The 15,610-nt window shown below is 56.0% G+C and carries 10 protein-coding genes; 8 read left to right on the plus strand and 2 right to left on the minus strand.

Annotated elements, in window-relative coordinates; translation table 11 throughout:
* The first annotated feature begins 24 nt into the window (after nt 1-24).
* Complete coding sequence (gene hydA, locus OGY35_RS10780; protein ID WP_286632264.1) at nt 25-1,431, plus strand: dihydropyrimidinase; 1,407 nt, start codon at nt 25-27, stop codon at nt 1,429-1,431.
* 13 nt (nt 1,432-1,444) lie between these two features.
* Nucleotides 1,445-2,377, plus strand: coding sequence for a carbamate kinase (gene arcC, locus OGY35_RS10785; protein ID WP_152402180.1), 933 nt, complete (start codon nt 1,445-1,447; stop codon nt 2,375-2,377).
* 103 nt (nt 2,378-2,480) lie between these two features.
* On the opposite strand, the gene yqeB is transcribed toward arcC, so the two are convergent.
* Nucleotides 2,481-4,106, minus strand: coding sequence for a selenium-dependent molybdenum cofactor biosynthesis protein YqeB (yqeB, locus tag OGY35_RS10790; RefSeq protein ID WP_286632265.1), 1,626 nt, complete (start codon nt 4,104-4,106; stop codon nt 2,481-2,483).
* A 48-nt stretch (nt 4,107-4,154) separates the two neighbouring features.
* Nucleotides 4,155-4,922, minus strand: coding sequence for a selenium cofactor biosynthesis protein YqeC (gene yqeC / locus OGY35_RS10795; RefSeq protein WP_286632266.1), 768 nt, complete (start codon nt 4,920-4,922; stop codon nt 4,155-4,157).
* Nucleotides 4,923-4,970: 48 nt separating this feature from the next.
* Between yqeC and mocA the strand changes: the two genes are divergently transcribed.
* The 6 genes from mocA to OGY35_RS10825 all read left to right on the plus strand — a co-directional run bounded on the left by mocA (nt 4,971) and on the right by OGY35_RS10825 (nt 15,607).
* Nucleotides 4,971-5,543, plus strand: a complete 573-nt coding sequence (gene mocA, locus OGY35_RS10800; RefSeq protein ID WP_286632267.1) for a molybdenum cofactor cytidylyltransferase — start codon at nt 4,971-4,973, stop codon at nt 5,541-5,543.
* Nucleotides 5,544-5,921: 378 nt separating this feature from the next.
* Nucleotides 5,922-9,020 carry a putative selenate reductase subunit YgfK gene (gene ygfK, locus OGY35_RS10805; RefSeq protein WP_286632268.1) on the plus strand — a complete coding sequence of 1,033 codons (3,099 nt, stop codon included), beginning with the start codon at nt 5,922-5,924 and terminating at the stop codon, nt 9,018-9,020.
* Nucleotides 9,021-9,022: 2 nt separating this feature from the next.
* The gene (gene ssnA, locus OGY35_RS10810) at nt 9,023-10,351 is read left to right on the plus strand and encodes a putative aminohydrolase SsnA (protein ID WP_286632269.1); all 1,329 of its coding nucleotides are present in this window, start codon (nt 9,023-9,025) and stop codon (nt 10,349-10,351) included.
* Nucleotides 10,352-10,397: 46 nt separating this feature from the next.
* A complete protein-coding gene (gene ygfM, locus OGY35_RS10815; protein ID WP_152402165.1) occupies nt 10,398-11,177 on the plus strand; it encodes a molybdopterin-dependent oxidoreductase FAD-binding subunit in 780 nt (259 codons plus the stop codon).
* Nucleotides 11,174-14,044 carry a molybdopterin-dependent oxidoreductase Mo/Fe-S-binding subunit gene (locus tag OGY35_RS10820; protein ID WP_286632270.1) on the plus strand — a complete coding sequence of 957 codons (2,871 nt, stop codon included), beginning with the start codon at nt 11,174-11,176 and terminating at the stop codon, nt 14,042-14,044. Before ygfM ends, OGY35_RS10820 begins: the two co-directional genes overlap by 4 nt.
* Before the next feature lie 162 nt (nt 14,045-14,206).
* The gene (locus tag OGY35_RS10825; RefSeq protein WP_152402161.1) at nt 14,207-15,607 is read left to right on the plus strand and encodes a nucleobase:cation symporter-2 family protein; all 1,401 of its coding nucleotides are present in this window, start codon (nt 14,207-14,209) and stop codon (nt 15,605-15,607) included.
* Nucleotides 15,608-15,610: the final 3 nt, after the last annotated feature.

Here is a 15,610-nt window from a genome sequence, read left to right on the forward strand (position 1 = left end):
ACCGGGGGATTTCTGGAGTGTGCTATGCGCGTATTGATTAAAAATGGCATCGTCGTTAACGCCGACGGACAGGCAAAACAGGACTTACTGATTGAGAACGGCATTGTTCGCCAACTGGACGCGGAGATCGCGCCGCCTCCCTCTTGTGACGTCATTGACGCAGCGGGATGTTACGTATTTCCCGGCGGCGTGGATGTGCATACACATTTCAATATCGACACAGGCCTCGCCCGTAGCTGTGATGATTTTTTTACCGGCACCCGCGCGGCGGCGTGTGGCGGTACAACAACCATTATCGATCATATGGGATTTGGTCCGAGAGGCTGCCGCTTACGCCATCAACTGGAGGTCTATCAGGAATATGCCGCGCATAAAGCGGCGATCGACTACAGTTTCCACGGCGTCATTCAGCACGTTAATCACGCCATTCTCGATGAGATCCCGATGATGGTGGAAGACGGCATCAGCAGCTTCAAGCTCTATCTGACCTACCAGTACAAACTCAACGATGATGAAACCTTGCAGGCGCTGCGCCATTTGCACAAGTCCGGCGCGCTGACCACCGTCCACCCGGAAAACGATGCCGCTATCGCCAGTAAACGGGCCGAATTCATTGCCGCTGGCTTAACCTCGCCGCGCTATCACGCCCAGAGCAGACCGCTGGAATGTGAAGCCGAGGCCATCGCCCGGATGATCAACCTTGCACAGCTTGCAGGGAACGCGCCGTTGTATATCGTTCACCTGTCCAACGGTCTGGGACTGGACTATTTACGTCTGGCGAAAGCGAATCATCAGTCCGTGTGGATAGAGACCTGCCCACAATATCTGCTGCTGGATGAACGCCGTTATGACGCGGAAGATGGCCTGAACTTCATTCTCAGCCCACCGTTACGCAATGTTCGTGAGCAGGACAAGCTCTGGTGCGGCATCAGTGACGGAGCCATCGACGTGGTGGCAACCGATCACTGTACCTTCTCAATGGCCCAACGCCTGCAGATCTCAGGCGGTGATTTTAGCCGCTGTCCGAATGGTTTGCCCGGCGTGGAAAACCGCCTGCAACTGCTCTTTTCTGAAGGCGTTATGAGCGGACGAATTACCCCTGAACGTTTTGTCGCGCTGACCAGTGCGATGCCCGCCAGACTGTTCGGCCTGTGGCCGCAAAAGGGTCGGCTGGCACCTGGCGCTGATGGCGATGTGGTGATTATCGATCCCCGTCAGAGTCAGGAAATCCATCATGCCCACCTGCACGATAACGCTGACTATTCGCCCTGGGAGGGTTTCCGCTGTCAGGGAACGATTGTCAGAACGCTGTCGCGTGGCGAAACGATCTTCTGCGACGGCATCTTTACAGGGAAAGCAGGTCGGGGCCGCTTCTTACGGCGTAAACCGTTTACCCCGCCCGGCGTTTGTGAAACAGACAACTGTGTATGATAAGTGAGGAAAAATGAGGAAGAAAATAGTTCTCGCGCTGGGTGGTAACGCGCTGGGTGAGGATCTGGCCGGACAGATGCAGGCCGTCAAAATTACGGCGCAGGCCATTGTGGATCTGATTGCGCAGGGCCATGAAGTTATCGTGACCCACGGTAATGGGCCGCAGGTAGGTATGATCAACCAGGCATTTGAAGCGGCGGCAAAAACAGAAGCGCACTCTCCCATGCTGCCGATGTCCGTCTGCGTGGCATTAAGCCAGGGCTACATCGGCTACGATCTGCAAAACGCGCTGCGTGAAGAATTACTCTCACGTGGGATGCACAAACCTGTCGCCACGCTGGTGACGCAGGTAGAGGTCGACGCTAACGATCCTGCGTTCCTGAATCCCACCAAACCCATCGGTTCGTTCTTCACGCAGCAGGAAGCGGAACAGCTGGAGAAACAAGGCTATACGCTCAAAGAAGATGCGGGTCGCGGTTATCGTCGCGTCGTTGCTTCTCCTAAGCCGGTGGACATCATCGAGAAAGAGACCGTCAACGCGCTGGTTGAGGCCGGACAGGTGGTTATTACCGTGGGCGGAGGCGGAATTCCGGTGATTCGAGAGGGTAATCATCTGCGTGGTGCCAGCGCGGTGATCGACAAGGACTGGGCCAGTGCCCGCCTGGCAGAGATGATTGATGCGGATATGCTCATCATCCTGACGGCTGTCGAAAAAGTCGCGATTAACTTTGGCAAAGAAAATGAACAATGGCTGGATCGTCTGTCGTTGAGCGACGCGGAGCGTTTTATCCGCGAGGGGCATTTTGCCAAAGGTTCTATGCTACCGAAAGTCGAGGCCGCGGCGTCGTTTGCCCGCTCCCGTCCCGGCCGGGAAGCCCTGATTACGGTGCTGAGTAAAGCGAAAGAAGGGATTGAAGGAAAAACCGGAACCGTAATCTGTCAGTAATCTAATGCGTTTATCCAGCGCGTTTGCCGGGGAGCTTCGCTTGCCCGGCCTACCGTTTACTCCCCGTAGGCTGGATAAACGCAGCGCCATCCGGCAACGCCTTTTACGCCACTTCAAGCACCTCATTCGTTGACTTCACGCCCTGATGCATCAGCATCATTAGCGCTTCCAGCACACCGCCGCCTATCGCTCTCGCCTTGTCGGAGACGCTGGTAAAATCAGCCGTCACGCCGCGTGGATCGATATCGCCGATCTTAAAGCCGCCCACCACCGCCAGTCCGTCGCTTAACAGGCCGCGCACCATACCCGACAGCGGCGCTTTGATTTCGTTTTCGCCAATCCAGGCAATCACGTCGCCTTCTTCCACCAGATCGCCTAATTTCACTCTGGCACGCATGATGCCTGCGGCAGGCGCACGGATCACCCGTCGTGCGGTATGCCCCATGATATTGCCAGGAATGCCGGTATTTTCCTGCGCGCAACCGGCGTAAATCACCTGTCCCAGCCAGTGTCCGCGATTCGTTTCAATCACCGCATGGCAGTCTTCACCGGCAGTAAACCCTGGCCCCAACGCAATGGTGACGGGCGCCATCTCTTTACGCATGCCCAGATTCTGTTTTGCCAGGATAGCATCGACCACGCAGACGGGTTTCAGTGCGTCAATCAGCGAACCGGCAGGATCAACCAATATCGGAATGAAGCCGCGCTCGGCTAACGCCGCTGCCTCTGCAGACGAGGTGGCCAACCGGGCCGTCACGCCTTCCACGATCATTTCGCCATCAAAGACCGCCTGCGCGAACGCGACGCTGCGGCGAATGACGGTCGGTTTCTCCACTTCCAGCATGATTACTTTGAAACCGGCATGAAACAGACGCAGCGCCACGCCGCTGGCAATATCCCCCGCGCCGCGAATCACCACGCGCTGATGACCGGATGGATGTGCGGCTCGCATCATCAGTCCGCCTGGGGCATTGTTTTTAACCTGTAGGATCTCCGCCAGCACGCTAACCGCAATTTCCTGCGGCGTTTCCGCACCAATGTTGTAACCAACAGGCGCATGCAGACGCGCAATGTGCTCTTCACCGACGCCCTTTTCCCGCAACTGACGCAGGAACAACTGCACTTTTCGACGGCTCGCCAGCAAACCCAACCACGCGACGGGCTGCGCGATCAATTTGTCCAGCGCTTCCCGATCCTGATTATTCGTCGCGATAAGCACAAAGTTGTCTGGACGAATCTCCAGCGCATCCACCGCCGCGGAAAAAGAATCGGCATGTAACAGCTGTACCGAAGGGGGGAAAGCGTCCGGATTGACACTCTCGCGATAAACATCCGCCACGGCAATATCAAACCCTAGCAGTGCCGCACTCTGCGCAATCGCCCGGTTCACATGCCCACCGCCAATTAGCACCAGTCGCGGACGCAGGCCGTGCACGCTAATAAAGACCGACATCGCGCCGCCGCAGTCCGAGCCAACGGCATCGGCACCGTTGCGGGCCATCCGGCCATGGAACATGCGCGGCTTTCTCTCCTGCAACGCCAGCAGCGCCTCCTCGATAACCTTGCGCTCCACCATGCCCCCGCCAATAGTCCCGACGATAGATCCATCCTGATGCACCAGCATCTGTGCCGAATGGCGGGGTGTGGAACCCCGGCTGTCGACAATCTGCGCCAGCGCAAAGGGGCGGTTTTGCTCTTCAAGTTTTGCAGCCTCTGTGAAAATATTCATACGAACCTCAATGGATATCCTTTCAGTAACCCGGTGTTCCCGGCGTCGCTATCTCACAAATCTGCGCGCGATTGCAGGTGTTTCCTGTACATTCCCCAGCCAGATAGCCTCCACATCACCGTCTAACAACGGCTGGATGAGCTCACTTTCATCAATAGCATTCTCAGATTGAGAAAAACGATTGAGAAACCAGACTCGTCGACTGGCAGGCGGTGCATTTTTGAATGCCCCCTGTGGATGCTGAACCAGTCGGATAAGCGCCTTCAGCGGTAAGGGGGATCCCTCCGTCAGACCAGTAATCCCGGCGAACTGCGGCCAGCGATGCACCTGCTCTCCCCCCACGCTTTTCCCCATAAGGTGTCCACCCATAACGGCAATCACGCAGCAACTGCTTTCAGGTATGCAAGGTTCGTGCTCATCTGGCGCTTTGAGCGGCATTCCGCGGGCACCGTCTGCCTCGACGAGAACCACGTCACATTCCGCCCGCCGGGCTAGCGCATCTATGGCGTCTGGTGAGAAGCCACACGCTTTTCCTGATGCCGCTTTCCATGACTGAAAGCAGGTTATGATGGGTTGCATTAAGGTGTGATATGGCAACGCGGCGGGCTCCCGACAGAAAAGGGTCGGCCAGGGCTGGTCAGACAGAAACATATGCGTCGTGGTGGTGATAAATACCCGTCGACCTGATAATTGAAAGAGGCGAGCGAGCCAGAAAAGGGTACTGGTTTTCCCACCGGCACCGACAACCGAAATAACCGTAGGCCGTTTCTGTGCACCCAAATCAAAGAATAAAGAAGCATGACCCGATATACTCATAAGCCTCTCTGAAGTGACGCAACGTCTAATAGACATTATGGAGTCGCTATGCCTGCGGTCGACTGTATAATTACTGCTGCTGGGTTATCATCCAGAATGGGAAAATGGAAAATGATGTTACCCTGGCATGGGGGAACAATTCTTGATGCAAGTATCAAAAACGCGCTGCAATTTTGCAACAGAGTGATATTAGTTTCCGGCTATCGCGCAACGGAGATACATAATCGCTATGCGAATCAGCCTAATATTATTATTACGTACAATCCAGATTATGCTCAGGGCTTATTTACATCAATTAAGGTCGCCGCCACCGCCGTGCGCAGTGAATATTGCTTCATTACGCACGGTGACATGCCAGAACTGAACCGCGATATCTTTCGTAAAATCTGGGCATTACGCAATGACAGCGCCCTTATCCCCTGCTATCAGGGCCAGCCAGGGCATCCTATTTTACTCTCTAAAAAATGCCTGTTGCAGGCCATATCACAGCCGAATGTCAACAGCATGCGTCAGGCATTGCTGCGCGGGAAACATAATATCGCTGAAATGAACGATCCCCGGATCACGCTGGATATTGATACCCAGGAGGATTTTATCAATGCGCAGAACCGACACAAATAAATAGAGAACCCGTAGTTAAACGATTGCGTTCAAATATTCTCCCGCCTCATTTTCCACTTATCATAATGATAAGAGTCCACCATTTTTGAGAAAATAGAATGCGGCAATGAAATTGCCTTATCGCAATAACTCCCCGGCTGATTTTCATTCTCATTTAGCGTTTGTGAGATATTTCACAAAGCGGACTTAAGATTAGAACCGCTTCACAAAATTATATTTTTATAGCGCTGTTTTGTCAGAGTGGTGCGAATGTTGCTCTATCTCTCCAAACCGCTGGCCTTATTAGTCCCGGTCAACCAATGACATCTATGAACACGCGCTCCTTCCCGTTGCCTTGCAACTCCCTGAAGGAGGTCGAGTAAAGCTAAGGAGAGGGGTATGGGGGATATAATGCGTCCGATTCCATTTGAGGAACTTTTGACGCGCCTATTTGATGAATATCAGCAGCAGCGCTCGATCTTTGGTATTCCTGAGCAGCAGTTCTATTCACCGGAAAAAAGCAAATCGGTAAGCGTCTTCGGTGAAACCTGTGCCACCCCCGTCGGCCCCGCCGCCGGCCCGCACACTCAACTCGCCCAAAATATCATCACCGCCTGGCTGACAGGCGGCCGGTTCATCGAACTCAAAACCGTCCAGATTCTCGATCGGCTGGAGCTGGAAAAACCCTGTATTGATGCGGAGGATGAGTGCTTCAATACCGAATGGTCAACTGAATTTACCCTGCTGAAAGCGTGGGATGAGTATCTTAAAGCCTGGTTCGCACTGCATTTGCTGGAACAACTGCTGCACCCTTCCGGTGCTGGTAAGTCGTTCATTTTTAATATGAGTGTCGGCTATAACCTTGACGGCATCAAGCAACCGCCCATGCAGCAGTTCATCGACAACATGATGGACGCGTCGGCGCATCCTAAGTTCGCGCAGTATCGCGACACGTTGCAGCACTGGCTGCACGATGAGACGTTCCTGGCTCGCCACGGGCTGAACGAACATCGACAGCGTCTACAGGCGCTGCCAGCACGCATTCCCGCAAAACTGGTGCAGGGCGTCACGCTGTCCACGATGCACGGTTGTCCACCGCACGAAATAGAAGCCATCTGCCGCTACATGCTGGAAGAGAAAGGCCTGAATACCTTTGTGAAGCTGAATCCGACGCTGCTGGGTTACCCACGCGCGCGTGAAATTCTGGACCGCTGCGGCTTTGGTTATATCGGCTTAAAAGAGGAGTCGTTCGAGCACGATCTCAAACTCAGCCAGGCGCTGGAAATGTTGCAGCGGTTGATGACGCTGGCAAAAGAAAAATCACTGGGTTTCGGCGTCAAACTCACCAATACGCTGGGCACTATTAATAACAAAGGCGCGCTTCCCGGTGAAGAGATGTATATGTCCGGCCGGGCGCTGTTTCCCCTCTCGATCAACGTAGCCGCCGTGCTTTCCCGGGCCTTTGACGGCAAATTACCCATCTCCTATTCCGGCGGCGCCAGCCAGTTGACCATCCGCGATATCTTCGACACCGGAATCCACCCGATCACGATGGCGACCGACCTGTTAAAACCAGGTGGTTATCTGCGTCTTAGCGCCTGTATGCGTGAGCTGGAATCCTCGGATGCGTGGGGAATGGAACATGTCGATGTCGAACGGTTGAATCGGTTGGCGGAAGAGGCCGTTACGATGGCCTACACCCAGAAACACTGGAAGCCTGAAGAGCGCATTGACGTGGCCGACGGCTTACCGTTGACCGACTGCTACGTGGCCCCCTGTATTACAGCCTGCGCCATCAAACAGGATATTCCGGAGTATATTCGCCTGCTTGGCGAGCAGCGTTATGCCGACGCGCTGGAGCTGATTTATCAGCGAAACGCCCTCCCCGCGATCACCGGCCATATCTGCGATCATCAATGCCAGTACAACTGTACCCGTCTGGACTACGACAGCGCGCTTAACATTCGTGAACTGAAAAAAGTGGCGCTGGAAAAAGGCTGGGAAGAGTACAAACGGCGCTGGCATAAACCTGCAGGCTCGGGTTCATGTCATCCTGTTGCGGTCATCGGCGCGGGTCCGGCCGGGCTTGCGGCCGGTTATTTCCTTGCCCGGGCAGGACATCCGGTGACGCTATTCGAGCGCGAAGCCAATGCGGGTGGCGTGGTGAAAAATATCATTCCCCAGTTCCGTATTCCGGCAGAGCTCATTCAGCACGATATCGATTTTGTCGCCGAACACGGCGTGAAGTTCGAATATGGCTGTGCACCGGATCTGACCGTTCAGGGCTTGAAAGATCGGGGTTTCCACTATGTCCTGATCGCAACCGGTACGGATAAAAACAGCGGCGTGAAGCTCAACGGCGACAACCCCAACATCTGGAAATCACTTCCTTTCCTGCGTGAATACAACCAGGGAACGGCGTTGACGCTCGGTAAACATGTGGCGATCGTCGGCGCGGGCAACACGGCGATGGACTGCGCCCGTGCGGCACTGCGCGTGCCGGGCGTGGAAAACGTCACGGTGGTCTACCGTCGTTCGCTACAGGAGATGCCCGCCTGGCGTGAAGAGTATGAAGAAGCCCTGCACGACGGAGTTGAATTCCGTTTCCTCAACAATCCGGAACGCTTTGATGCGGATGGTACGCTCACCCTGCGCGTCATGACGCTCGGGGAACCGGATGAGAAAGGGCGTCGCCGTCCGGTGGAAACCGACGAAACGCTGACCCTGCACATCGATAGCCTGATTACCGCCATCGGTGAACAGCAGGATAGCGACGCGCTGAGCGCAATGGGCGTACCGCTGGATAGCAAAGGTTGGCCTGCGGTGAACAACAATGGCGAAACCCGTCTCTCCGACGTGTTCATGATTGGCGATGTCCAGCGCGGCCCGTTATCCATTGTTGCCGCCATCGGCTCTGCGCGACGGGCCACAGATACCATTCTCTGGCGGGAAAATATCCGCTCCCACCACGGCGATAAGCGCTGGAGTAACGTCAGTCCCGCTGAAATCTATCAGCGTAAAGGTGAGATAGCGGTCGCGAAGGTCGATAAAGACGACCGTGACGCCTTTGTCGCCCAGGAAGCGGCCCGTTGCCTTGAATGTAACTATATCTGCAGCAAATGCGTGGACGTCTGTCCGAACCGCGCCAATGTGTCGATTCCCGTTCCTGGCTTCCAGAACCGCTTCCAGACGCTGCACCTGGACGCTTACTGCAACGAATGCGGTAACTGCGCCCAATTCTGCCCGTGGCAGGGCAAACCGTATAAAGACAAAGTCACGCTCTTTAGCCTGGCCGAGGATTTCGACAACAGCAGCAACCCCGGTTTCCTGGTGGAAGACGGTCGGGTCAGGGTCCGGTTGAATGACCAACGCTGGACATTGAACATCCGCAGTGATGGGCAGTTCGCCAGAATCCCGCCGGAGCTGGATGACATGTGCCGCATCATCAGCTATGTCCACCAGCATCACCATTACCTGTTAGGCCGCGTGGAGGTGTAATCATGTTGATTCTGAAAAATGTCACCGCCGTACAACTTCATCCGGCCAGCGTGCGCGAAGGCGTGGATATTGCGATAGATAAAGACGCCATCGTCGAAGTGGGCAATGCGCTGACGCAGCGCTACCCGCAGGCGCAATGGAAAGAGATGCACGGGCGAATCGTGATGCCGGGACTGGTCTGCGCGCATAACCATTTTTACTCCGGTTTATCGCGTGGGATCCAGGCCAATATTGCCCCCAGCCCGGACTTTATCTCAACGTTGAAGAACCTGTGGTGGCGTCTGGACCGGGCTCTGGACGAAGAGTCGCTCTACTACAGCGGGCTGATTTGCTCGATGGAAGCGATTAAGAGCGGATGCTCTGCAGTTATCGATCACCACGCTTCGCCGGGCTACATACAGGGGTCGCTCTCTACGCTGCGTTCAGCATTTATAAAAGTGGGCCTGCGGGCAATGACCTGCTTTGAAACCACCGACCGTAACGAGGGAATCAACGAGTTGCAGGCCGGCGTCGAAGAGAATATCCGCTTCGCCCGTCAGATAGACCACGCGCGGGAGACCGGTAACGAGCCGTATCTGGTGGAAGCGCACATTGGCGCGCACGCCCCGTTTACCGTATCCGACGCCGGTCTGAAGATGTTGCGCGAGGCCATCAACGCCACCGGGCGCGGCCTGCACATTCATGCGGCGGAAGACCGCTACGATGTCTCCCACAGTCATCACCTGTACGGTAAAGACCTGCTGGTAAGGCTCGCGGAATACGGACTTATCGACAGTAAAACGTTGGTGGCACACGGCCTGTACCTGTCTGCGGAAGATATCGCGTTGCTGAATCAGCAGGATGCCTTCCTGGTACACAATGCCCGCTCCAACATGAATAACCATGTGGGTTACAACCCCCACCTTACCCACATTCGCAATCTGGCGCTGGGGACGGACGGCATCGGCTCCGACATGCTTGAAGAGATGAAATTTGCCTTCTTCAAACATCGTGACGCGGGCGGTCCTCTGTGGCCTGACAGCTTTGCGAAAGCGCTGGCGAACGGCAACGAACTGTTGCACCGCAACTTCGGGGAAAACTTTGGTCAACTGCAAGCCGGTTATAAAGCCGATTTAACCTTCCTCGACTATTCGTCGCCGACGCCGATGATCGCTGAAAACGTTGCCGGGCATATCGCTTTCGGCCTCGGTTCAGGCAGCGTGCACAGCGTGATGGTGAATGGTGTGATGGTGTATGAAGACCGTCAGTTCACTTTCGATACCGATTCCATTTATGCGCAGGCCCGAAAAGCCGCCGCCAGCATGTGGCGGCGAATGGATGCGCTGGCATAGCCCATACCCTCTCCTGAACGGGAGAGGGAGTGATGAGGAATGATTGATGATTGAACAATTTTTCAGGCCCGACTCCGTTGACCAGGCGCTGGAACTCAAGCGCCGCTATCAGGAGGACGCCGTCTGGTTTGCCGGGGGCAGCAAGCTCAACGCCACGCCAACGCGTACCGATAAGCGGATTGCCATTTCACTGCAGGAGCTGGAGCTGGAGTGGATCGACTGGGACAATGGCGCATTGCGTATTGGGGCGATGACTCGCCTGCAACCGTTACGCGACGCCCGCTATCTCCCGGCGGCACTGCGGGAGGCAATCGGCTTTATCTACTCGCGTCATTTACGCAACCAGGCAACCCTCGGCGGAGAGATTGCCGCGCACCAGAAAGAGTCCGTGTTACTCCCCGTCCTGCTGGCGCTGGACGCTCAGTTGGTTTTTGGTGATGGCGAAACCCTGTCGCTGGAAAGCTATCTCGCCTCCCCGCACGATCGCCTGATCACCGAAGTTATCATTAAAGATCCCTTCCGCCCTTGCGCCACTCGCAAAGTGAGCCGTTCACAGGCCGGACTCACCGTCGTGACGGCGGCGGTCGCGTTAACCGAACACGGAGGGATTTGCATCGCGCTGGACGGCGTGGCGGACAAAGCACAACGCCTGCGTGATGTGGAAACACAAACGCGTGAAGGTACGGAACTGGAACAGGCGGTCGCTAACGCGATATTCCCGCAGGAAGATATACGGGGCAGCGCCGCCTATAAGCGCTATATCACCGGCGTGGTGGTGGCCGATCTGTATGCCGACTGCCTGATGGCCGGGGAGGACGTTGTATGATGATTCACTTCACATTGAACGGCATGGTCCGTGAAATGAAGATTAACCCGGGCGAAAACGTACAGAAACTGCTGTTCAACCTCGGTATGCACTCGGTGCGCAACAGCGACGACGGATTCGGCTTCGCCGGTTCGGATGCGATTCTCTACAACGGTCGCATCGTCAATGCCTCATTACTGATTGCCGCGCAGTTGGATCACGCGGAGATCCGCACCAGCGAATCACTCGGTAAATGGAATGCGCTGAGCCTGGTACAACAGGCGATGGTGGATGTCGGCGTTGTACAGTCCGGTTACAACGATCCTGCCGCTGCGCTTATCATCAGCGATCTGCTGGAGCGTATCGCACTCCCCACGCGGGAAGAGATTGACGATGCGCTGTCCGGTCTGTTCAGTCGCGACGCGGGCTGGCAGCAATATTATCAGGTGATCGAACTGGCGGTAGCGCGTAAAAGCGATCCGCAAGCCCATATCAATGTCGCCCCCACGTTCCGCGACGATCTCGCAGTCATTGGCAAGCCCTGGCCAAAAACCGATGCCGCAAAAATGGTCCAGGCCAAGCCCTGCTATGTGGAAGATCGCATCACCCCTGACGCCTGCGTGATTAAAATGCTGCGCAGTCCGCATGCCCATGCGTTGATTACTCATCTCGACGTCAGCAAAGCCGAAGCGTTACCCGGCGTGGTTCACGTTATCACCCACCGTAACTGTCCCGATATCTACTATACGCCAGGCGGGCAAAGTGCGCCGGAACCCTCCCCGCTTGACCGTCGCATGTTCGGTAAGAAACTGCGCCACGTCGGCGATCGTGTTGCCGCCGTGGTTGCAGAAAGCGAAGAGATTGCACTGGCAGCGCTGGCGCTTATCGACGTGAAATATGACGTGCTTAAACCGGTATTGTCGATTGACGAAGCGATGGCGGACGATGCGCCAGTCGTACACGATGAACCGGTGGTATATGTTGCTGGCGCGCCGGAGACGCTGGAAGAAGACAACCGCCATGCCGCCCAGCGTGGCGAGCACATGATCATCAACTTTCCGATTGGTTCTCGTCCGCGCAAGAATATCGCCGCCAGTATTCATGGCCATATCGGCGACATGGAGAAAGGTTTTGCCGAAGCGGATGTGATTATTGAGCGTACCTACCATTCCACACAGGCGCAGCAGTGCCCGGCTGAGCCTCACATCTGCTTTACCCGCATGGACGGCGATCGCCTGATCATTCACGCCTCAACGCAGGTGCCGTGGCATCTTCGTCGCCAGGTCGCCCGTCTCGTCGGCATGAAGCAGCACAAGGTCCACGTCATCAAGGAGCGCGTCGGCGGCGGCTTTGGTTCCAAACAGGATATCCTGCTGGAAGAAGTCTGTGCCTGGGCGACCTGCGTGACCGGACGCCCGGTCTATTTTCGCTATACCCGTGAAGAGGAGTTTATTGCCAATACCTCCCGCCACGTTGCGAAAGTCACGGTTAAACTGGGCGCGAAGAACGATGGTCGCCTGACGGCGGTAACAATGGACTTCCGCGCCAATACCGGCCCTTACGGCAACCATTCGCTGACCGTGCCGAGCAACGGTCCGGCGCTCTCGCTACCGCTGTATCCTTGCGACAACGTCGATTTCCAGGTCACCACCTACTACAGCAATATCTGTCCAACCGGGGCGTATCAGGGCTATGGCGCGCCGAAAGGCACCTTTGCAATGACGATGGCGTTAGCCGAGCTTGCCGAACAGTTGCAAATTGACCAACTGGAGATCATCGAGCGCAACCGGGTTCACGAAGGACAGGAACTGAAAATCCTCGGCGCAATCGGTGAAGGGAAAGCGCCGACCTCTGTCCCTTCCGCCGCCAGCTGTGCGCTGGAAGAGATCCTGCGCCTGGGGCGGAAGATGATCGACTGGTCTTCCCCCAAACCGCAGGACGGTGACTGGCATACCGGTCGCGGGGTCGCCATTATCATGCAGAAATCAGGGATCCCGGATATCGATCAGGCCAACTGCATGATCAAACTGGAGTCCGATGGCACCTTCATCGTCCATTCCGGCGGGGCGGACATCGGCACCGGACTGGATACCGTGGTCACCAAACTGGCGGCGGAAGTGCTGCACTGCGCGCCAGAGGAAGTGCATGTCATCTCCGGCGATACTGACCATGCGCTCTTCGACAAAGGCGCTTATGCCTCATCCGGCACCTGCTTCTCGGGGAACGCGGCGCGTAAGGCGGCGGAAAACCTGCGCGAGAAAATCCTCTTTCACGGGGCGCAAATGCTGGGCGAACCCATTTCTGACGTTCAACTGGCGGCCCCTGGCGTCGTGCGCGGCAAGCAGGGAGAAGTGAGTTACGGTGACATCGCGCACAAAGCGGAGACAGGAACCGGTTTTGGCACGCTGGTCGCCACGGCCAGTTACATCACCGCAGACTTCGCTTTCCCCTATGGGGCGAACTTCGCCGAAGTCGCGGTGAATACCCGAACCGGCGAAATCCGTCTCGACAAGTTCTACGCGCTGCTGGACTGCGGCACGCCGGTCAACCCGGAACTCGCGCTGGGGCAAATCTACGGGGCATCAATGCGGGCCATCGGTCATAGCCTGAGCGAAGCGATCCTCTATGATGCCGAAGGCCATCCTCTGACCCGCGACCTGCGCAGCTATGGCGCACCCAAAATTGGCGATATCCCCCGGGATTTTCGTGCCGTGCTGGTGCCGAGCGACGATAAGGTCGGCCCGTTCGGCGCCAAATCGATCTCTGAAATTGGCGTAAATGGCGCGGCACCTGCCATTGCTACCGCGATTCATGATGCCTGCGGCGTGTGGTTGCGCGAATGGCATTTCACACCGGAGAAAATACTGACCGCGCTGGAAAAACTGTAGCGACGCGGGCCGCTCAGGCGGCCCGTGTTCATGACTCAATAATGATTAAATGCCGTCTGCGGAAATGAGATAAGCCGTTCTCAGGGCAACCTGCGCCTCAAATTCGCAGAATTTAATTCTGCTGATTCAGATGATCAAATTTACTTATTAAGGAGTGAAGGGATGTCTGATATATCACGTGCAGGCTCAGATCTGATTTACGAACTGGAGGATCGCCCTCCCTTTCATCAGTCGATTATTGGCGCGATCACCCACCTGCTGGCCATTTTTGTTCCCATGGTTACGCCAGCATTAATTGTCGGCACCGCGCTACAGCTCTCGGCGGAAACCACCGCCTATCTGGTCTCAATGGCGATGATTGCCTCCGGCATCGGCACCTGGCTGCAGGTCAATCGCTATGGCATGGTCGGCTCCGGTTTACTCTCGATTCAGTCGGTGAACTTCTCATTTGTCACGGTGATGATTGCGCTGGGCAGCGGGATGAAAAACGACGGCTTCCATGAAGAGTTGATCATGTCATCGCTGCTCGGCGTTTCCTTTGTCGGGGCATTTCTGGTGGTGGGGTCGTCTTTCATTCTGCCTTACTTGCGCAGAGTCATCACCCCAACCGTCAGCGGCATTGTGGTGCTGATGATTGGCCTGAGCCTGATTAAAGTCGGGATCATCGATTTTGGCGGCGGCTTTGCGGCGAAAAGCAGCGGCACCTACGGGAATTACGAGAACATCGGCGTCGGGTTGCTGGTGCTGGTCGTGGTGATCGGTTTTAACTGCTGTCGCAGTCCGTTATTGAGAATGGGGGGTATCGCGATCGGCCTTTGCGTGGGCTATATCGTCTCTCTGTGCCTTGGCATGGTGGACTTCAGTGGTATACGCAATCTGCCGTGGGTCACCATCCCGACCCCGTTTAAGTACGGTTTCCAGTTCAATTTTCATCACTTCCTGGTTGTCGGGACCATTTATCTGCTCAGCGTGCTGGAAGCGGTAGGCGATATTACCGCGACAGCGATGGTTTCCCGGCGTCCGATTCAGGGAGATGAATATCAGTCGCGCCTGAAGGGTGGCGTGCTGGCCGATGGACTGGTCTCGGTCATTGCCTCTGCGGTGGGTTCACTCCCCTTGACGACCTTTGCGCAAAACAACGGCGTTATCCAGATGACCGGCGTCGCCTCACGCTATATCGGACGCACCATCGCCATCATGCTGGTGTTGCTTGGGCTGTTTCCGATGATTGGCGGCTTCTTCACTACCATTCCCTCGGCGGTGCTGGGGGGCGCGATGACGCTGATGTTCTCGATGATCGCGATCGCCGGGATCCGCATCATCATCACCAACGGGCTTAAGCGCCGTGAAACGCTGATTGTCGCCACCTCGTTGGGGCTGGGTCTGGGCGTCTCCTATGACCCGGAAATTTTCAAAATCCTGCCCGCCTCAATTTATGTGTTGGTGGAAAACCCCATCTGCGCAGGCGGTCTGACCGCCATTCTACTGAATATCATTCTCCCTGGAGGCTACCGGCCTGAAGAAGTGCTGCCTGGCATCGCCTCTGCGGAGGAAACGGATTAACGG

The sequence above is a fragment of the Citrobacter sp. Ct235 genome (assembly GCF_030332305.1).
GTDB lineage: Bacteria > Pseudomonadota > Gammaproteobacteria > Enterobacterales > Enterobacteriaceae > Citrobacter_A > Citrobacter_A telavivensis.

Excerpts from the sequence above, each read along its gene's own strand:
- yqeC (WP_286632266.1), bottom strand. The coding sequence starts at position 4,922 with ATGAGTATATCGGGTCATGCTTCTTTATTCTTTGATTTGGGTGCACAG.
- OGY35_RS10820 (WP_286632270.1), top strand. The coding sequence starts at position 11,174 with ATGATGATTCACTTCACATTGAACGGCATGGTCCGTGAAATGAAGATT.
- arcC (WP_152402180.1), top strand. The coding sequence starts at position 1,445 with ATGAGGAAGAAAATAGTTCTCGCGCTGGGTGGTAACGCGCTGGGTGAG.
- hydA (WP_286632264.1), top strand. The coding sequence starts at position 25 with ATGCGCGTATTGATTAAAAATGGCATCGTCGTTAACGCCGACGGACAG.
- ygfK (WP_286632268.1), top strand. The coding sequence starts at position 5,922 with ATGGGGGATATAATGCGTCCGATTCCATTTGAGGAACTTTTGACGCGC.
- yqeB (WP_286632265.1), bottom strand. The coding sequence starts at position 4,106 with ATGAATATTTTCACAGAGGCTGCAAAACTTGAAGAGCAAAACCGCCCC.
- ygfM (WP_152402165.1), top strand. The coding sequence starts at position 10,398 with ATGATTGAACAATTTTTCAGGCCCGACTCCGTTGACCAGGCGCTGGAA.
- OGY35_RS10825 (WP_152402161.1), top strand. The coding sequence starts at position 14,207 with ATGTCTGATATATCACGTGCAGGCTCAGATCTGATTTACGAACTGGAG.
- mocA (WP_286632267.1), top strand. The coding sequence starts at position 4,971 with ATGCCTGCGGTCGACTGTATAATTACTGCTGCTGGGTTATCATCCAGA.
- ssnA (WP_286632269.1), top strand. The coding sequence starts at position 9,023 with ATGTTGATTCTGAAAAATGTCACCGCCGTACAACTTCATCCGGCCAGC.